14 protein-coding genes and 2 tRNA genes are annotated in these 18,023 nt (G+C 58.1%); 8 read left to right on the plus strand and 8 right to left on the minus strand.

What is annotated here, in order from left to right; translation table 11 throughout:
* Positions 1–298 precede the first annotated feature (298 nt).
* Together HY30_RS12175 and HY30_RS12180 are read left to right on the plus strand one after the other, a co-directional pair.
* Positions 299–712: a hypothetical protein gene (locus HY30_RS12175; protein ID WP_034740780.1), complete on the plus strand. Its 414-nt coding sequence runs from the start codon at positions 299–301 to the stop codon at positions 710–712.
* 147 nt (positions 713–859) lie between these two features.
* A complete protein-coding gene (locus tag HY30_RS12180; RefSeq protein WP_034740783.1) occupies positions 860–1,129 on the plus strand; it encodes a helix-turn-helix transcriptional regulator in 270 nt (89 codons plus the stop codon).
* Positions 1,130–1,346: 217 nt separating this feature from the next.
* Here the strand turns inward: HY30_RS12180 and HY30_RS12185 are convergent, their stop codons facing one another.
* Positions 1,347–2,267, minus strand: coding sequence for a HEPN domain-containing protein (locus HY30_RS12185; RefSeq protein ID WP_034740786.1), 921 nt, complete (start codon positions 2,265–2,267; stop codon positions 1,347–1,349).
* A 450-nt stretch (positions 2,268–2,717) separates the two neighbouring features.
* On the opposite strand from HY30_RS12185, the gene HY30_RS20030 reads away from it, so the two are divergent.
* On the plus strand, positions 2,718–3,395 hold the full coding sequence (locus tag HY30_RS20030; protein ID WP_206741465.1) for a hypothetical protein: 678 nt from the start codon (positions 2,718–2,720) through the stop codon (positions 3,393–3,395).
* 189 nt (positions 3,396–3,584) lie between these two features.
* Here the strand turns inward: HY30_RS20030 and HY30_RS12200 are convergent, their stop codons facing one another.
* Positions 3,585–4,379: a BrxR family helix-turn-helix transcriptional regulator gene (locus HY30_RS12200; protein WP_034740789.1), complete on the minus strand. Its 795-nt coding sequence runs from the start codon at positions 4,377–4,379 to the stop codon at positions 3,585–3,587.
* Positions 4,380–4,453: 74 nt separating this feature from the next.
* Between HY30_RS12200 and HY30_RS12205 the strand changes: the two genes are divergently transcribed.
* From HY30_RS12205 to HY30_RS12215, 3 genes are all read left to right on the plus strand, one after another.
* Positions 4,454–5,596 (plus strand): exonuclease SbcCD subunit D, encoded by a 1,143-nt coding sequence (locus tag HY30_RS12205; protein WP_034740790.1) that lies wholly within the window; start codon positions 4,454–4,456, stop codon positions 5,594–5,596.
* The gene (locus tag HY30_RS12210; RefSeq protein WP_034740793.1) at positions 5,593–8,664 is read left to right on the plus strand and encodes an AAA family ATPase; all 3,072 of its coding nucleotides are present in this window, start codon (positions 5,593–5,595) and stop codon (positions 8,662–8,664) included. Before HY30_RS12205 ends, HY30_RS12210 begins: the two co-directional genes overlap by 4 nt.
* 101 nt (positions 8,665–8,765) lie before the next feature.
* The gene (locus HY30_RS12215) at positions 8,766–11,051 is read left to right on the plus strand and encodes an AAA family ATPase (RefSeq protein WP_034740796.1); all 2,286 of its coding nucleotides are present in this window, start codon (positions 8,766–8,768) and stop codon (positions 11,049–11,051) included.
* Between the two features lie 158 nt (positions 11,052–11,209).
* On the opposite strand, the gene HY30_RS12220 is transcribed toward HY30_RS12215, so the two are convergent.
* From HY30_RS12220 to HY30_RS12235, 4 genes are all read right to left on the minus strand, one after another.
* Positions 11,210–12,397 carry a tyrosine-type recombinase/integrase gene (locus HY30_RS12220; protein WP_034740799.1) on the minus strand — a complete coding sequence of 396 codons (1,188 nt, stop codon included), beginning with the start codon at positions 12,395–12,397 and terminating at the stop codon, positions 11,210–11,212.
* Positions 12,398–12,583: 186 nt separating this feature from the next.
* A tRNA-Leu gene (locus tag HY30_RS12225) sits at positions 12,584–12,670 on the minus strand.
* A 134-nt stretch (positions 12,671–12,804) separates the two neighbouring features.
* On the minus strand, positions 12,805–14,058 hold the full coding sequence (locus HY30_RS12230) for a type II toxin-antitoxin system HipA family toxin (protein ID WP_034740802.1): 1,254 nt from the start codon (positions 14,056–14,058) through the stop codon (positions 12,805–12,807).
* On the minus strand, positions 14,055–14,273 hold the full coding sequence (locus tag HY30_RS12235) for a helix-turn-helix transcriptional regulator (protein ID WP_155839323.1): 219 nt from the start codon (positions 14,271–14,273) through the stop codon (positions 14,055–14,057). Before HY30_RS12235 ends, HY30_RS12230 begins: the two co-directional genes overlap by 4 nt.
* A 797-nt stretch (positions 14,274–15,070) precedes the next feature.
* Between HY30_RS12235 and HY30_RS19370 the strand changes: the two genes are divergently transcribed.
* Together HY30_RS19370 and HY30_RS12245 are read left to right on the plus strand one after the other, a co-directional pair.
* Positions 15,071–15,784 (plus strand): RNA polymerase sigma factor, encoded by a 714-nt coding sequence (locus HY30_RS19370; protein WP_051615429.1) that lies wholly within the window; start codon positions 15,071–15,073, stop codon positions 15,782–15,784.
* Positions 15,781–16,380 carry an RNA polymerase sigma factor gene (locus HY30_RS12245; protein WP_051615430.1) on the plus strand — a complete coding sequence of 200 codons (600 nt, stop codon included), beginning with the start codon at positions 15,781–15,783 and terminating at the stop codon, positions 16,378–16,380. The genes HY30_RS19370 and HY30_RS12245 overlap by 4 nt, the downstream gene beginning before the upstream one ends.
* 30 nt (positions 16,381–16,410) lie before the next feature.
* Here the strand turns inward: HY30_RS12245 and HY30_RS12250 are convergent, their stop codons facing one another.
* Together HY30_RS12250 and HY30_RS12255 are read right to left on the minus strand one after the other, a co-directional pair.
* Positions 16,411–17,625, minus strand: a complete 1,215-nt coding sequence (locus HY30_RS12250) for a tyrosine-type recombinase/integrase (protein WP_034740805.1) — start codon at positions 17,623–17,625, stop codon at positions 16,411–16,413.
* A 99-nt stretch (positions 17,626–17,724) separates the two neighbouring features.
* Positions 17,725–17,801: transfer RNA gene (locus HY30_RS12255), tRNA-Arg, on the minus strand.
* Positions 17,802–18,023 lie beyond the last annotated feature (222 nt).

An 18,023-nucleotide genomic window follows, 5' to 3' on the forward strand; every position in this document is an offset into this window, starting at 1 on the left:
ATGTGCAGGACTCGGACGGTTACCAGCGAACCCGGGAGGGCAAGATTAAAGGATGTGCGCACAGGCCCATCTAACCCCTTGTCTGCACATCGATTTTCTGGCGCCTTTTGCACGCAGTCTTGGCGCACAGATTTGTTAGCCATCCAGCAAACACTCGAAGACCTGTGCACCACATTCTGCGATGCCCTGTACCAGCTTGCAAACTCTTGCCGCCAGTTGCCGCCATTCCGACTAGGCGAGCTGCTCGCAATCGCGGACCCTTCAGCGCACCCTGCCAGCCACTGCCGAGCCGCCCGCCATGAAGCCCCGTGTCAATCTCCGCCTCGATGCCCAGCTCCTCGCAATCCTGGAAGACGTCGCCTCCGAGCACCAGACCACCAAGACCGCCGTGCTTGAGGATGCCCTTCGCCATTATTTCAGTGAGGAGCGCGACTACGCCCTGGAAGACCGTGTCTTGAAGCGGATGGACAATTTCGAAAAGCGCATGGGGCGGCTGGAATGGAAAACGAATCTCAGCATCGAAATCATGTCGCACTATATGCACTACTGGCTGACGCGGACCGACCCGATCCCGGAGTCCCACCGCGACGCGGCGGCGGCCCTTGGCTTCCGACGGTTCAACTACTTCATGGACCAGGTCTCGATGAAGATGAAAACAAGGCGGACGCTTTCGCACGAGTCGCTGCGCTGGCAGGGGGCGAAGCCGGACTGATCATGCACGACTACACTCACTTGTAAGGCCTTGCAAAGTGTCGCCGTGATTTGCCGCTATTCCGACTGTTCAGCGCGTCGGTCTCGCGAGATTATGAGCTAAGGCTGGCGCCATCTGTTGGCCAAATTTGCGTAAGGGATCCAAGCCATGCCCAAGCCTGCCATCATCCAGCTGACGCCCAAGCGGCACGACACTTCGAAGCCTGTTCCGCACAAGCCGCAGCGGTTCCTGTCGCTGCGCGACGTGCTCAACCGCCTGACCATAAGCCGCTCGCTGCTCTACGAACTGATCAAGGACCCGGTCAGGCCATTCCCCGCGCCTGTCCATCTTGGGCGGCGGAGTGTTTGGGTTGAGGGGGAAGTTGAGGGCTATATGCGGGAGGTGGTGGCCGCCGAGCGTGCGGCGCCGCCGAATTAAGTATCAAACGGGCGCGATTGACCGCTATTGGCGATTTCCAGACTGGCGGCTGGGGGGGCAGCCGAATGGCACGATTGGATTGAGCCAGACAGTCGCCGACGACGGAGATGGGAGTTATCCTGGCTCCTCGTGGTCATTCGGCACATGTTCCTGTACCTGCCGATGCATGAACATGCAGCCGCTACACGAAATGAAACCGTGCTCAGCATTGGAAAGGTTACATCCCGGCTGGCGCGCCAGCTCTCAGCTGCCCGATCTTTTCGCGCGACCGGGTTTCAACAAGGGTTCGCAGGATCTCCGCGCGCTCGCCCAGCCAGACGAGTTCTTCGGCGGTAATGGCATAATGCTCTGAATAGCGTGCATCCACGTAGGCGCGTTTCAGCAATTCGAACAGGCGCCGGTCATGCTTTGTCTCGCGTGGCCAGACGGTGATTAGCTCCGGGTCAATCTGCTCGGCCAGAGAGCGCAGGAATTTAATGCTGTGGGTCGAGGGAGAGTAGTTCGTCTCTACAAGGAGGAGGCAAGTATAAGCTCGTTCCACAGCCTGGTGCAGAAGGAAGGCGGCATCTCTCAAGATTTGGTCATCGATACTATCTCTCGAAAGTTTGAGCGAATGCTGAGCGAGGGGCATCCAGAAGTCAAAATGCTTCTCTGCCGTCGCTACCGCCTCTTCCGCCGTCTGCAGTTTTGGCGTGACGAATGGCGTGCTTCCTTTCAGGTCGTAGAGCGCAATGCCTTCCTTGATGATGTCGGAAAAGAAGTACTGACCCTCGGCGAGGGCGTTGTTCACCTCATCGATCGTGTGGACAATGAAATTGACCGGGGTTTTAAGGCCCGCGTCACGCATCAACCTGTCTTCGGCCCGGTACCAGTAAGTGGCAAAGTCGACAACGCTTTGCTGGTTCACCACGATCAGCAGGTCATAGTCGCTGAGGTATCCTTTGGCGGTATGTGGTTCGTCCACCCAGTTGCCGCGCGCATAGGACCCGAAGAGGACGACCTTGAGAATCCGACCGTCCTTCTTCTTCGGAGACGAGGCGCTCTTCATCGCATCGGCAAATTCTTCAAAGAGAATTTCCATCACGCGCTGGAGTTCGCGCTGTTTACCATGGGGGAGATGATCAAGGTCGCTTCGCATGGCACTCATATTAGGCAGGCTCGCACATTGTGCAAAGCGTCAATACAGGCTCCGGTTGTAGCATCTGATTGAAGTGCATTAGGCGTCGACGAGATCAGGCGAAGCCGGGGCATACCATCCCGATGACGCAATTGGTGTCCCGGTGCCGGTCGCCTACGGTGACGATCGGAGCTATCCTGGCCCAAAACTGCCGATTGGGCGGGGCCCATCAAATGCCAGCTTGTCTCAGAAGGTGATATGCATGAGCAGGGCTGAAAGAGCTGAAGTTTATCTGCTCACCGCCTCTCGGCTTTCTATTCCGCTCATGCAGGCAGTGTTCCCAGTCAAAACGTGGTGCAATTTGCAAGGTGGGTTCAGAGACCTCTCATGCGCGAATATCCGATGGACAAAGTCCTCGGGATGACGAAGTCTATCAATTCAAGGTGAAACTTGGTGGCTGAGGAGAGTCGATTGGAAATGGCAGCTGATTTAACTGAGCCGAAAGACCCAACCCTTGAGCTTAATCTGAGCGATATGAGTGACGGATTGGCAGTCGCAAATGTGTCGTTGGGTATCACTGAAAAGTTGGGCGTAAAAATAGGTGACACTAAGAAGCACGCTTCCCAAATTGAGGCCGCCAAGGGTGCTATCGAGACGGGAACTACCATTTTAGCAGGCGGCGCGGCAGTCGTCACTGCTACGGGGCTTACTGTCGCCGCAACTTCAGGCGCCGGGATTGCGTCGGGGCTCGCTGCAGCGGGCAGCATAATAGGTGGTGGAATGGCAGCCGGCCCCGCTGCGCTGGCCGCCGGTCCAACCTACCTTGCCGCGCAGGCTCTAAACAAAACCGTGTTTGCAAAAGACTCACGAGACGACAGCGAAGAAGCACTTGCCAAAAGCATAGCACGAATTGGCACAAAGGCCGGAGGAGTGGTCGGTGTTATTGGAACAGGTGCCACAGTTGTAGCAGGTGGGGCCAGTGGTGCGGCCATCATGAGTACGCTGGCGACCGTGGGAAGCATAGTTGGTGGCGGCGCTCTTGCTGGAGTTGGCGTTCTGGCTGTTGCCCCAATCGCTGTTGCCGGTAGCATTGGGTATGGCGCGTATCGCATGTTTGGCGGTGGAAAGAAAAAGCGGAAACAGTCCTGAAGCGCATTATCGTTGATTACGGGATTTGCGCTTGAATCCTCATAAGCGCTTACGCTCCGAGGGCAGACATGTGGCAAGCGATGCTTACTGACCACATTTGGCGATGAATTGCCGGAGTTGTCCCGCACTTGAGCGGCAGCAACGAGCGTAAAAGCAGTCGCAAAAGTGTAATCCACAGATTCAAAAATCTCAGAGGATAATTGTTTCCGTCTTTACCCTCTCTAGACGCGCGCCCGGCTCGGTCAATCCCCAGCGATGATCGAAAAAGAATTCGAGGGCCTGCCGGATCTCGATCCGAAGCAGGTCACCACTAAACCCGAACTCTCTTCGAACAACGGCGGCTTGGGCGGTGGTGAGGTTCGCGCTGGGTCGCAGCCAGATGACGCTCTTCGTATTCCATTCCCTGTCGAATTGGAGGGGCATTTCAATTTCATCAGTTTCGAAGTTATCTTCAGGTTCGATCCGTGCAGGGTGAAAGTTTCGATACTCTCCTCGCTTGTAGCTGAACGCCCGGAAATGAATGCTCTCGCCATCGAATGTGAACCGCGTCGGCGCGACCCATTGTGGTGCCGTTTCACCGGAGCTCATCGATGTATAGGCGATCCTGAGTTTCCGCTGGTTCGAGATGGCGTCGTAGAGCGCGGTCGCAACGCGCGGGTCCAGCCACCGTTTCGCACGAGGCAGCGCAGCGGGCAGCTCGTCGCCTGAAGCTATGTCGAGAACTCCGAATACGTCCAGCATCGACGAAGCGGCTATCGGCTGATGATTAGGAGAGGCCACATACGCTTTCAGATGCCCATCGTATTCCGGTGCGTTTTGAGTAATCAGCGACAAGTACGTCCGAAAGTCATTGGCGGCCTGTGCGGTCGAGATTCCAAACCGTTCGGTGAGATCACGTCGCCGCGCAACACCGCGCCAGGTGAAGCAGCGGTCGAGAAACACCAGGCGCTGTCGCTGGGCATGCTTCAGATTGTCGAGCGTCATCCATTCTCCTCTCTTGACTCTTGTTAAGCCATACATCTAAAAAATATACGTATAAAAAATATACGGAACAAGCCATGAAGCTGCTGCACACCTCTGACCTGCATCTCGGTCGTCAGTTCAACGGGATCTCACTCGAGGAGGATCACGCAGCGGCGCTCGACCAGATCGTCGAGGCCGCGAAGGTGAATAGCGTGGACGTGCTGATCATCGCCGGCGATGTCTTTGATCGGGCGTCGCCACCTCAGGGCGCCGTGCGGCAGTTCAATGGGTTCCTGCAGCGAGTCAAAACGGAGACAGACGCCGCGGTCGCGATGATCGCGGGCAATCACGACTCAGGGGACCGTATCGACCTGTCAGCCATTGCGGCGGATCGCTCGCGCTGGCTGATCCGCGGTGCAATCAGTTCGGAGGAAGCACCGCTCCTGCTCTCGGACCAGCATGGCCCGGTTGCGATCTCGGCGCTGCCGTTTGCTTACGAGTATGCGGCGCGCGAGTGCTTTGAGAGCGAGTCCATTGATACGCCCGAAGATGTGCTGGTGGCGCAAGTCGCAGCCGCTCGCGCCCAGATTCCTGAAAGTACGCGGTGGGTCATCGTCGCGCACGCCTTCGTCACAGGTGCTTCGGTGAGCGACAGTGAGCGTTCCCTAACGCGGGTTGGCGGCATAGAGACTGTCAGAACCTCCGCCTTTGACGGGGCGCACTATGTCGCCCTCGGGCATCTTCATCGACCCCAGTCGGTGGGCGCGGAGCATATTCGTTATTCAGGCTCGCCTCTCGCCTTCGGCTTCGACGAGGCCGACTCGGAAAAATCGATGAGCCTAATTGAGTTGGATGCCGCCGGTCAGGCTTCGGTCGAGGTCCTGCCGTTCAAACCTGTCAGGCGTGCCCGCGTTCTACGCGGCAAGCATGCGGAACTGCTGCTCTCCGATCCGTCGGGCGATTTCATCAAGGCGGTGCTGACAGATGACGCACCCGTCATCGACGGCATGAAGCGCCTGCGCGAAGTGTTTCCGAACGCCTGCGAGCTTGTTTATTCCCGCGACGAGCGCCCGCTGGAAGACAAGTCCGCAGACGGACCGGCTGTCGCAGCCGCCGAGCCCGTAGACGTGGTGCGTAGTTTCCTGACAGAGGTCAGCCTTGCGGCTATCACGGACAGTGAACAGGAGGTTGTAGCGGCATCCCTCACGCGCTTACGGCAGAAGGAGGATGCGGAATGAGACCGGTCCGACTCACACTCCAGGCCTTCGGCCCTTATGCGAACAGGGAGGTCATCGATTTCCGCAGCGCCGTTGAGGCGGGCCTGTTCGGAATCTACGGACGGACCGGTTCGGGAAAATCGACGATCTTCGGTGGGATGACGTTTGCGCTGTTCGGCAAGGCATCCAAGCAGGAACAGGATCCTGCATCCCTTCGTTCAGACCATGCGGCCGCTGACCTCGCCACCGAGGTCGAGTTCGTTTTCGATGTGGGCGAGCGGCGTTTCGTGGTGGTTCGCCAGCCGGATCAGATGCGCCCGAAACAGCGCGGCGAAGGTGAAACCAAGAGTGCGCATGAAGCCCATCTGTTCGAGGCGACTGGGCTCGCCCTGGATGAGATCACAGCGGAGAAACGCGGCAAGATCATTGCGGAAAAGAAGGTTCGCGATGTTGATGCAGCGGTCACGGACATTCTTGGATACGGCCCGGAACAGTTCCGGCAAATCGTGCTGCTGCCGCAAGGCCGGTTCGAGAAATTCCTGTCCGCCAAAACAAATGACCGCCTAACGATCCTGCGGGACCTGTTCGACGTCTCGCTCTATCAGGCCTTGATGGCTGACCTGAAGGAAAAGGCCTCTGAGGCCGAACGGCAGGTGCGCGAAGAACGGGCGGTCTGCGTCGGGCGGCTCAAAGCCGAAGGATTCGAGAGCACGGACGCCCTGCTCGAAGGTATAAACGCAGCCCAAACTACGCTTCAGGAGCGATCGGTATTCGAAGCGGACACAAAGAAACAGGCGCTGGCTGCGGAGACCGCGTTTCGGTCTGCCGAAGCGGTCGAGGCTAAGTTCGTGGCGTCGGAACAGGCGCATGCGAAGCTCACCGTCCTGACAAGCCGGAAGGCAGAATTCGCCATCATCGCCGACCGGATGAAACAGGCGGCGCGCGCCCGGCTGATCGTGGATGTGGAAGAGCAACTCGTCGCCGTGAGGAAAGACGTAAAGGACGCCGACACGAAGCTTGTCGAAGCTATGGAAGCGCAGAGCCAGGCCCGACAAAAAGTCAAAGACGCGACCGAGGCCCTGACAATAGAAGAGGCAAGAGCGCCTGAGCTAGACGCTGCGCGCAAACACAAGGATGATCTCGAGCGATATGATGAGGTTCTTCAAGCTGCATCAGCCAGCGCCGAAGCCGTGGAGGCGGCGCTAGAGGCTCAGCGAATGGCCCATGCGGCCTTCAAGAAAAGCAAGGAACGGCTCGACCAGCTCCGCAAAACTCGCATTGAGCGAGCCTCTGACCTGAAGACGGCCCGCAACACCGAATCTAGGCGCGGTGAACTGACGAGAGCGCACACGCATCTTTTGGCCGAGAAGAAAGCCGCCGAGGACTACGAGAAAGCAGAAACCGCGGTCGTGTCGGCGCAAGCAGCGTTTGAAAAAGAAACCGCAACGTCAGCTGAGGCGCTAAAATATGAAACCGAGGCGCGTGCCGCCTATGCAACAGCAGAGCAAGCCCTTGCCGCCGCGCAAGCTCTGCATCTGGCAACCAAGCTGGAAAACGATGCGCCTTGTCCTGTGTGCGGATCGACCGACCATCCGAGTCCCGCGACGGGCGACATCGAGAATGCGGGACGTGATCAGGCCTTCCGCGAAGCCCGCGACCGGCTTGAAAAGGCTGAACGCGCCGCCCGTCAGGTCAGTGAAAAACTTGCCGGGCAGAAAGCCACGTTTGAGGCTCGTAAGGAGTACCTCTCATCGCTGGAACAGCCGACAGGTTCGCTCCCGGCGCTTCTGGAGAACGTCAGACAGACTGAAGCAGACCTCGGCGCGCTAGGCCCTTCCGTGAATCTTGAGGAAGCCGAGGCGGCCCTCGACGCGCTCGACAAGCAAATTGCGGACCTCGAAACGGAGACCGAGCGCCTCCGCAGCGAAGATGATAAATGCCGCAACGCTGCGACCGGAGCAAGAGCTGCCCGCGATGGAAAACTCGAGGCAGTCCCCGAATCGATCCGAACAAAGAGCAAACTTGCGTCAGCCCTGGAAGAGGCGTCGCGCACGTTGGACGCGCTGGTCGATGCGAAAGACAAAGCAGAAGCTCTTGTGAAGGCGGCCCGCGAGGCCGCCCTCTCCGCCGCTGCCGCACTCAAGGGCTCTGAGGAGTCAGTTTCAGCTTGCAAAGTCCGCCTTGAAAAAGCTGAGGCGGCGTTCCGCACGCGTCTTTCTGAGCAAGGGCTCACGGAAGAGCTTTATCAATCTCTCAAACCCGCTATCGCGATGATCGATTCAGACAGTGAATCGGTCAAAGCGTTTGAGATTCAGCTGAACGAGGCGCAGGGCGCCGCAAAGGCTGCGGCCTCGGCGATTGGCGATCTGACGCGCCCGGATCTTCCTGTGTTGAAGGAAGCTCATGAAGCCGCTGCAGCAGCCCTGACCAAATCGACGGAGGAGCGGATCGCTGCCAGCGGCCGTGTTCATCAGCTGGAGAAACTGAGAAAGAGCCTCGAAGAGACGGTCCGCAAACTCGATGAGGCTGAAGCCGAGTCCGGCCCTCTTCGCAAGATCGCAGCTCTGACGAATGGCGATAATCCGCTTAACCTGAAGCTGGAAACCTACGCGATCGGGGCCATGTTCGACCGCGTGCTTGAGGCCGCCAATCTCCGGCTCGGCCCGATGACCTCCTCCCGATATCAGCTCGAACGCGACACCGAAGGCGGTCGTGGCAGCCGCGGCCTCGGCATCCAGGTCTTTGATGTGCATACCGGCAAGTCGAGAGGAACGGACACCCTGTCCGGCGGCGAGACGTTTATCGCAGCACTCGCCCTGGCGCTGGGTCTCGCTGATGTTGTCGAGTCTGCAAGCGGCAAAGTCCGCCTCGATACGATCTTCATCGATGAGGGATTCGGAAGCCTCGACACCGAGAACGGTTCAGGCACGCTCGAACAGGTCCTTAACGTCCTGAACAGCCTGGTCCGTCAATCGCGGGCCGTCGGCCTGATTTCACACGTCCCATTGGTCCAGGAAGCTATTCCAAACGGCTTCTACGTCCGCAAAGGCCTAGCGGGCAGTTCGGTTGAAGAGCGGGGCAGCTTGTGAATGCTCGACGCAACCGACCCATATTGCTCAACTCTATCTCAACACAGCGATCGATGCGTGGTTGATTGCCACAGATTTTGCCTACCAATTGGATCGAAGATATGATCGTCACGCGAATTGCCGAACTGAAGAATGCCGGAGTGTGGAAAGACTTTTCCGCCGCGGCTGATCTTCAGCTAGCACCGCGCACTTTGATTTACGGCTTCAATGGTTCAGGAAAAACTACCCTTTCAAGAGTTTTGTCTTCCATTGCGCGGGAAAGCTTGGAGGAGCGACTTCCGACGGAAACTACCTTCAAAGTCGAGACCTCAGACGGCACGTCTGTAACGCAAGACCCGATTTCGAACCCTTTCGGGAATAACCTGCTGGTCTTCAATGCGGACTTTGTGTCCAGAAACTTTGAGTGGGATGCCAGCAGCACTAAGGGAATAGCTTATCTGAGCGAAAAGAAGGTCGATGCTCGAAAAGAGTTCGATGAGATTGCTCCGAAACTTTCGGCGGCGAAACAACAGACCAAGACCAAACAGAATGCGAAGACCAAGGCCGATAAGCAGCTATCGGAATTTAAGACTAGAGTTGCGCGCAACATCCGCGAAGTGGTGTCTTCGAGCGCTTACACGCAGTCTTATGATGCGAAGAAAATTCAGAAACACTATTCGGCAACATCCTTCGGCGCGGGACAGAAGCTGTCTGAAGAAGACCTGAGGAAGAACCAAGGCGTGCTTGCGCAGCGGGAACCCTTGCCAACGCTTTCGTTCTCACCGAGCCTTCCGGCCAGTCTGATTGACTGGTTCAAGGCTGGTCAAACCCTGCTAACCCAGAGCGTTTCCGGCATGGCTTTGAAGGAACTCGAAGCTCATTCGGATGCTCTTCGCTGGGTTGAGGAAGGACTCCACTATCACGACGCATATAACGTGACGGACTGCCTGCTTTGTGGAAATCCATTCTCTGAAGACCGTCGAGCACAGCTTCGGATTCTGTTTGACAAGTCGTGGACTGAGGCGCTGCGCGTTTTGGAAGACGCCGTGGAGCACGGCGAGGAATACCAACAAGCCCTGAGGGGGCTCTATCGGTCTATCCCCAAAGAAGCCGAAGTTACCGCAGACGAGCGGGAGGCCTTCACCAACAACCGAGCGCTTATGGAGGCCGCTATCAAGCAGCTTGGTGTGTGTGTCGGTGAGCTTCTCAAAGGCCTTGAAGTACGGGCAGAAAACCCCACCAGAGACGTCGTCGTTACCGGCGAGCTGGCAGACTTCAACCTTGAAAAGTGGCTCCTAGAGTATGCGACAATAGAGGTCGCCCTGGCAGCTACCGTGAAAAAGCACAACGGTGCTTTCACGCGTTTTGCAGCGATGCAGAAGGACGCCTTCACGAAAATCGAAGCGCACGTTTTGGCGACCAACCAAGGCGAGTGGAACCGCATTCAGAAGCATGTGCAGGATGCTGAAACGGAGACGAAAGCTGCGCGAACAGACGAGAAAGGTCTTACCGACCGTCAGCTAGAGCTTCGTAACGCCCTACAAGACCACGGTGTAGGCGCAGACAAAATGAACGAGCTCATTTGGGCCTACCTGGGTCACAAAGAGCTTCGCCTTGTCGCCGATGCTGGCGGCTACAAAATCTTTCGTCCGAGTGGGAAACCTGCAACGGAGCTCAGTGAAGGGGAACGGACAGCGGTTTCCTTTTGCTTCTTCCTGACGCAACTGGCTGCTGAGGGTCGCAAGGTCGAAGACCTCGTACTAGTTATTGACGACCCTATTTCGAGCCTCGATACCGCCGCTCGAACCTACGCCTATAGCCTGATGACCCGCATGACCAAGAAGTGCGCTCAGGTCATCGTGCTCACACATAACACGAGCTTCATGAACATGGTGAAGCGCGAGTTCCAAAACATGCACTGGAGAGATGCGACCAAGTGGGGAAAGGCCCTACTTTCACTCGAATGTCGGAGCTCGGGTGTTGGAGATGAGCGGGTTACCTCGCTTGTCCAGATGCACGAGCTACTGGTGAAGTACGACAGCGAATACCATTACCTGTTCCACCTTGTTCAGAACGCAGCGACGACAGGCGCAACAGACAAACTGTTCTTGTTGCCGAACGCGACCCGCAAGCTTCTCGAGATGTTTGCGACCTTCTGTTCACCGGGGAGCCCAAAATTTGCAGAGGCCCTTGGAGAGCACCATGACACCGTGAAAGACAAGCTCGATGTTCGAGCCCTTGAGCGACTTGTCCAAATTGAGTCACACGGCACTATAGATGGCCTTGGAGCGCTGCCGGATCTTACCTTGGAAGAAGCCATCCGCGCAGCTAAAGCGGGTATCAACTTCATCAAGGAAGTTAGTAAAGACCATTACACGAAAATGTGCGCGGCTTGTAATGGCAAATAGCCAAGTTACTTCGTTTATTAACCGGCTCTCTCAACCCCCAGAGGAGCCTCTTTTAATGTCTCCTATCAGAAGTAGCTGTGTAAAAGCGTGCTCAGGATACCTGTTTTATGGAGCTTCCTGCCGCTCCAGTTTCGGCTGCTTTCGGGATTCAAATGCCCTTAAGTGCGAGCAAATCCCAGTACCTCACCAGCCCACCACTCTGTCATTTCGACACGTTGGTCCCAGTAGGTAGCGCGATGATAGGCCTTGCGGACCTGGTCGGCGCCCATGTGGGCGAGTTCGGCTTCGATGGCGTCGGGGTGCCATTTGCCACTTTCGTTCAGAAGGCTTGACGCACTGGCGCGAAAACCATGTGAGGTCATTTCGTCCTTGGCATAGCCGAGACGGCGCAGGGAGCCATTGAGCGTGTTCTCGCTGATCGGCTTGCGGCGTGAAAGCTGCGAGATGAAAACGAAGGGCTCGCCGCCCGTGACGGCATGAAGACGCGTCAGGATATCAACAGCCGCGCCGGGGAGGGGCTTCTTGTGTTCGCGGCGCATCTTTGCGCGTTCTGCCGGAATCGTCCAGGTACGCTTCCTGAGATCGTATTCCTCCCATTTGGAGAGGCGGAGCTCGCCCGGCCTCGGGTAGAGCAATGCCATCAGCTGCAGTCCGGCCTTTGTCTCAATCGCGCCGTCATAGCTCCAGATGGAACGGATAAGGCCAGCAAATCCATCGCGATCCACGATTGCGGGCCTGTGCGTGACTTTGGGCGCGATCAGCGCGCCGCGCAGGCCGGCGGTCGGGTCGTGCTCGCAGCGGTCCGTGGCAACGGCATACCGGAAGACCTGGCTGATCACAGCGCGCAGACGGCGGGCAGATTCGTAGTTGCCTTCTGCCTCTACCTTGCGAAGCGGAACGAGGATATGGATGGGCTTGATTTGCGTAACCGGCAGATCTGCAAGGTCTGCATTCGCGATACCGATCAGCCATGCCTTTTTCGAGAGTGTCGCTTCCGCGAGCCCTTCCTTACGGTTCTTTTCGAGCAGTTCGGCTGCCAGTGCAGAGAAGGTGTCTTCGGTGAGGGCCTTGCGTTCCAGCTTGTCGACCTTGGCCTGCTGCATCGGGTCGATACCCTCAAGAAGCAGGACGCGGGCCTCCGTGCGCTTCTCGCGGGCTCTGGCGAGCGACACTTCGGGATAAGGCCCGAGCGCCATAAGCTTCTGCTTGCCGTCGAATTTGTAGGCAAAGCGCCAGAGCTTGGAGCCATTGGGCCGGACTTCGACGAACAGGTTTCCGCCATCGGTGTAGCGGCGTGGCTTTTCCTGTGGTTTCAGGCTGCGAATTTTCAGGTCAGTCAGGGGCATGGTATGGTACGGGCAGGTTTGGCGACCCCCATTCCGTACCATATTACCAAGGGTCATACCATACTTTGTTGCGGACGGCGACGGATGCGAGAGGACCTCCGCGGACCTCGAATCTCCGTAAGTACCTGTTTTTATTGATTTTTATGGACACTCACGGACGCTGAAAAATGCACACGATGAGATGCCTGGTGCCCAGAAGAGGACTCGAACCTCCACTCCCTTACGAGAACTACGACCTGAACGTAGCGCGTCTACCAATTCCGCCATCTGGGCACAGTATCGGAACGCGGGGTATTACGGTTCGAAGCCAGAAACGTCAACGGCAAAACTGCTCTGACCTGACCTTGTTTCAACAGACCTGGGGGTCGCATCAAAGCGATCTATCTCCCGCGTGAGCCCGGATAACTTCACACGCGCCCAAGCAAGCTCTCCGCCCGCCCCGATACCAATCCTTCAACCCGGGACATGGCCTTCCGCTCGCCCGTCTCCAGATCAAACCCTGCCGCCACCTTACCGGTCTGTTCGAGCACCATCCCGCACAATGACTTCACTCGCCGCCGGATATACGGCTCTGTCAGGCCGGTCTCTTCGGTAAACCTGGCCCAGTCCCGCGCCTCGATATCTTCCAGTGCCGCCCGCTTCGCAATCTTCATTGCGAGCCGTGGGCTGAGCTCGGGATAAGCGACGGTCGAAAGGAGATCATAGAGCGGCGCGAGCGTCGTGCTGCCATCATAGAGAAGGCTGTAATTCTTCCCGTGCGCGTCCGCATTGCCGATGATCAGGTTGAAGATTGCCGCATCAAAGAGTTTGAGAACTTCGATTGCGGGCCGCGTCGCCACGCGTCGCACGAGCGTGAACAGATCGCGGAAGACCGGGCCGCCATCGGAGGCGTATTTTCGCGCCGACGTGAACCCGAGCGCCTGACAGAAATCCTCCTGATGCAAACGCGTGACCACGCCGTCCTCGCTCCTAACCCGATCATAGCGCCGGACGAGAAGGAAGGGCAGACCTTCAGCTCTGTGGATATCGACCTCGGCGACATCAAGCCCAATCAGGCGCGCAAGCCGCATCCCATAGGCCTCGTTTTCGGCCGTGCCTTCGAACCTTGAGATCGGGGGTTTCAGGATGTGCGTCGTCGGCTGGCCCGGCGCTGGGAGCGCGATTCCATCCGGCGTCAGAATGACAGGGAGTTTCGCCTGGGCGCCAGCCAGCGAAAGTCTGAGCCCCTCTTCTCCGGCCAGCATGGGGCGCTTGGGCAGAGAGTCGATCAGGACACGCAGCTCTTTGTCAGACAAAGGTTGGGGCGTGAACGGCCCTTCCGGGACCGGCGGCTCCTCCCCTTCCGGCCAGAGCGCCAGGGCACCCGCAACTTCACCGCCCAGCATTTCAAGGAGGCGAAATTCATTGCGCTCAGAGATGCCGAGCGCAGCAGCCACATTCTGTCTCTGGCTTTCCTCTGGCAGGATGCCTTCGAAGAAAGGCAGGCATTCGCGCCGGGAAAACGGCTCCTCCTGTAAAGGCAAGGACACGGAAATCGCCCGGGCATCGCTCCGGGCTAGCCAGGTGGAAAGATAGACAAAACCCATCTCGCCATAAGCGTCGACTGACAGGGTACCGACGGCGTCCCTGCCCCACCAGAGCGTGAGCGCGCGCGTGGTCATCGGCGATCCTCCGGCGTGGTGATTGTCATCGAACAGCCAAGGGCCGAAAGGACATCGAGCACCTTGCCAATCTGGGCAGTCGGCTTGCCGCGTTCGAGCTCGACAAGGAAGCGCAGGCCAACGCCCGAAGCGGCAGCCAACTCAGGCTGACGCAGGCCCTGAGCCTTGCGTGTCTTTCGAATGAGGTCGCCAATTTCTTCTGGTGTCATGAGCATAATTTCCCGTGCGGGAAACATATGCTCAATTCCGGCGAAATACAAGTAAAATATCCCGATCAGGAAATTTCTACTCTTTCTGCCACTAAATCCAAGAGACTTTCCCGAACGGGACATAAATCGAACGAAGCCCGGTCACTTGCCATATAATGCCCCGAACGGGATATTTGCTTCAAGACCCGCCTCTTACACGCACGCATGGCGAGTGTCCCTGGACTCCTTTCAAACCCGTTCTTCATAAGGACGCCCGAATAACGGCCCAATTGACCCGGACCTGTCCACGCAGAATTTATTCATGTGGTGGATACACCCATTGGTTCAATTTTCTTGATCTGGCCAACTACTGTTATTCATTCGTTTTTTGTTGTTGCCCCATTTTTAGACCGCTTCCTAATGTGTGCTCATGGGTCTGGAGTTTCTCGCACTTCTGGTGCCTACCCCCCAACATCCCGCCCCACCTTCCAATTCAGGTTGCAATCATATACATGTCCACCCCGGGTGGGCCGGCACAGCGATAAGGTCTCCAGACTAAAACCTGTGCCCCGTTGCGCATGCTTCGCGGTTTTCCGACGGCCCACCTTTTTCATTTCCAGGTTGCAAACACGCGCCTCCTCCCTTAGAATATCTTTCAGCATCTTTGCATGAAGAGGCTCGGGGCGTCGGAAACCCTGGCAGAGCATGATCCCACTACATGTGCGTCGCAGCACAGAAGGTCTTATTGCGACTGCCGCTATCCGTGCGCGCATCCGGGGCTCCTGGTTCACGGGTGCGCAGGGCGTCGGAAACCCTGGTGAAGCATGGCTGACCTCACCCGCGTGATCACACGCGGGGCCTGCAGCTTTGCACCAGCCATTCTGACGAAAGAGCAGAAGCGAGGGCATGGCATGTCGGGTGCGCAGTCAACACCAGAGCAGAGCAGGCGCGGCGCGCCTGCCAGCGCACTAGCGCTCCCGTCCGAAGTGCGCGTCGGCGACGATGCCCTGAACACGCTATACCGCGAGAAACACGGCCAGCTGCTTCGCTTCTGCCGAATCCGGATCAGCAATTTTGCGGACGCCGAAGACCTGGTCCAGGATGCGTTCGTGGCGGTCCGGCGGGCTTACCCGGACAAGTCGACAGATGAGCTCCGGCCGCTCCTGTTCACGACGCTCCGGAACCTGACCCTCAACTACCTGAAATCCGGCAATACGAAACGCCGGCAGGCATCGGTGGAATTGCTGGGGGGCGACGACCGGCTCGGCTGTCCCCGTACGGCGACGCCGGAGACCCAGCTCATGGACGTGCAATTGCTGGCCATTGCCGAGCAGGCCATCGCGGCGATGGCGCCGCGCCGCCGGGACGTGCTGAAACTCCACCGTTTCGAGCATCTGACCTATGAGGAGATCGCAGAGCGCTTGTCTGTCTCACGCTCGACGGTGAAGAAGGACCTCGCCGATGCCATTGCGGAAGTAGCCGAAGCGCTCGCCCGGAGAAGCGGACAGGGTGTTTACTGGCTGGCGGATCGCAAATGACGATGCAGGAGCCGGGTAATGCGCGTGTTGCGAGACGTCCCCTGGTGGGGGAGTCTTTCGCGCTACGGGGCAGTGCGGCGCTCAACGAGATCTTTCGTCTTCAGTATGACCAGCTCCTGAGATTCAGCCGGATACGTATAGGCAATGTCGCTGACGCCGAGGATCTTGTGCAGGATGCTTTCCTGTCTGTGAGACGCGCCTATCCGGGCAAAGGGATTGATGAGCTGAGACCGCTCCTGTTCACGGCGCTGCGCAATCTCACGCTGGACTACCTTAAATCAGGCTATGCCAGGCAAAGGCGATCGTCGGCCGAGATTGGCGAGATGGGTGAGTTTCTCGCATGCCCACGCTCGCTGACGCCTGAAACCCAGCTGGGGGACGCCCAGCTGCTGGCGATCGTGCAAGCAGGCCTTGCAGCACTTGATCCCCGCAAGCGAGAGGCCCTGCTGCTCAGCCGGCTTGAGTGTCTCACCCATAAGGAGATAGCCGATCGCCTGTCTGTCTCCCCGCGAACGGTACGGAGCGACATCACCGACGCGATGGCCGTCATTGCAAAAAGCCTTGCGCGGGCTGGTGACCCGGAACGAGAGGCCTGACCTGCGTTTTGCATTGCTTCTCTACCGGACCTATGGCACCGACAAAATCGGCCCCAGCCACCCATCAATCGCCTCCGCCACATCCCGCTTCAGATCCGCATACTCCGCCCGGATGTAGTGCTTTCGCGCCACGCTCGCTGTCTGGCCATGGTTGTGCCAGATGTCGAGCCAGCGTTCGTCGACCCCAGCATCGATGAGGTGCGTCTTCATGGTCCGACGCAGGTCACGCGGATTCCAGTCCGGAAAGCCGAGCTGCTTGTTCAGCCGCTTCGCCCCGCGTGAAATGGCGGCGATCGTAAGTGGCTCTGCTGGGTCGCGAGGATTGGACAGGAGGTAGGGCGAGCGCGGGTGCGCCAGCTCAAGACACCGCGCGACGAGCGGCGCAGCGGTCCTGGTAATCGGTAGCTGATGCGACTTGCCGTTTTTGGTCTCTGGCAAGACCAGCCACCCCTCGCGCCAGTTGGCGGCTAGGCTCATGCTCACCTCTGTCACGCGCAGGCCACCCATGGCGATCATGAGTTTCAGAACGCGGTGCGTTGGATGGTTCTCGTCCAACGCGTGCCAAAGCGTCTTCAGTTCGTCGTTCGAGAGATACCGGTCGCCCGGTTTGCCCTTGGGTACCGTCGGAAGCTGCTCGGCGATATTGGACATGATGCCATAGTCGCGCGCACCACCCCGGAAGTCGTACCGGTTCTTCACCGCCCATTTCCAGGCCGTCACGATGTAGGAGCGAAGGTGCGGCGCATAGTTCGGGCTTCGAGCGTAGCTTTCTGCCATCCAGGCCTGCAGGTCATGGATCGTCACGTCCCCGGCGCGCGGCATGCCGCCATGCCGCTCCACCAGGAAGGGCAGCAGCGCATACTTCCCGTCCATCAGCGTGCCCTTGATGCGCCCATACGATTTCACACCCCGGGCTTTCATATCGGCAACGTAGTCGGAAAAGAAATTGGCGGCGGAAGCAGACACGGCATCGGCCACGGCCTCTGCCCGCGCGGCCGCAGTCGGCGCCAGTGTGCGTAATTCCCGGAACTCTCCAGCGCGCACCCTTGCTTCTCGCAGACCGATCTCGGGATAGGCGCCAATGCGGACCCGCACGGTCTTGCCGTTCAGCTTCCGCACCGCCGAAAATGTCTTCGCGCCGGTCTTGGCCACACGCACTTTCAGGCAGGATTCAATCGTGTCGGAATAGTCTCCCGGGCCGGTCACAGCCGAAAGCCAGGTGTCCGTAAGACGCAGTTTTGCCATGAGTTTTTGGTCTCCGGTTACCGTATGGTTACCACGGAGCCATTTGTGAGCAAAGTCTAACTATTATAAATTTATAATACATTGTTTTTGATGTATTTTTGGTGGCCCCGGCGCGATTCGAACGCGCGACCTACAGATTAGGAATCTGTTGCTCTATCCTGCTGAGCTACGGGACCATCCGGGCGAGGCTATACGGCATGCCGGGGCGAGTTTGAAGCCTTTAGGGATTGTTTTCGCGGGGCTGAGGCTCCGGCACCAGCAGCGACGCGTTCGCCCCGGCCGTATCAGAATAAAGATCTCGGGCGCGGCGCTGTACCGGACGCCGGTGATGGCACGTAGCTATGTTTACCATGACAAACCGGAGATTTCGCCTCCGCTTAACCTGGAGACCGTGGTCC

This window comes from Hyphomonas chukchiensis, assembly GCF_000682695.1.
Taxonomy (GTDB): domain Bacteria; phylum Pseudomonadota; class Alphaproteobacteria; order Caulobacterales; family Hyphomonadaceae; genus Hyphomonas; species Hyphomonas chukchiensis.

Excerpts from the sequence above, each read along its gene's own strand:
- HY30_RS12175 (WP_034740780.1), top strand. The coding sequence starts at position 299 with ATGAAGCCCCGTGTCAATCTCCGCCTCGATGCCCAGCTCCTCGCAATC.
- HY30_RS12180 (WP_034740783.1), top strand. The coding sequence starts at position 860 with ATGCCCAAGCCTGCCATCATCCAGCTGACGCCCAAGCGGCACGACACT.
- HY30_RS12185 (WP_034740786.1), bottom strand. The coding sequence starts at position 2,267 with ATGCGAAGCGACCTTGATCATCTCCCCCATGGTAAACAGCGCGAACTC.
- HY30_RS12200 (WP_034740789.1), bottom strand. The coding sequence starts at position 4,379 with ATGACGCTCGACAATCTGAAGCATGCCCAGCGACAGCGCCTGGTGTTT.
- HY30_RS12205 (WP_034740790.1), top strand. The coding sequence starts at position 4,454 with ATGAAGCTGCTGCACACCTCTGACCTGCATCTCGGTCGTCAGTTCAAC.
- HY30_RS12210 (WP_034740793.1), top strand. The coding sequence starts at position 5,593 with ATGAGACCGGTCCGACTCACACTCCAGGCCTTCGGCCCTTATGCGAAC.
- HY30_RS12215 (WP_034740796.1), top strand. The coding sequence starts at position 8,766 with ATGATCGTCACGCGAATTGCCGAACTGAAGAATGCCGGAGTGTGGAAA.
- HY30_RS12220 (WP_034740799.1), bottom strand. The coding sequence starts at position 12,397 with ATGCCCCTGACTGACCTGAAAATTCGCAGCCTGAAACCACAGGAAAAG.
- HY30_RS12230 (WP_034740802.1), bottom strand. The coding sequence starts at position 14,058 with ATGACCACGCGCGCGCTCACGCTCTGGTGGGGCAGGGACGCCGTCGGT.
- HY30_RS12235 (WP_155839323.1), bottom strand. The coding sequence starts at position 14,273 with ATGCTCATGACACCAGAAGAAATTGGCGACCTCATTCGAAAGACACGC.
- HY30_RS19370 (WP_051615429.1), top strand. The coding sequence starts at position 15,071 with ATGGCTGACCTCACCCGCGTGATCACACGCGGGGCCTGCAGCTTTGCA.
- HY30_RS12245 (WP_051615430.1), top strand. The coding sequence starts at position 15,781 with ATGACGATGCAGGAGCCGGGTAATGCGCGTGTTGCGAGACGTCCCCTG.
- HY30_RS12250 (WP_034740805.1), bottom strand. The coding sequence starts at position 17,625 with ATGGCAAAACTGCGTCTTACGGACACCTGGCTTTCGGCTGTGACCGGC.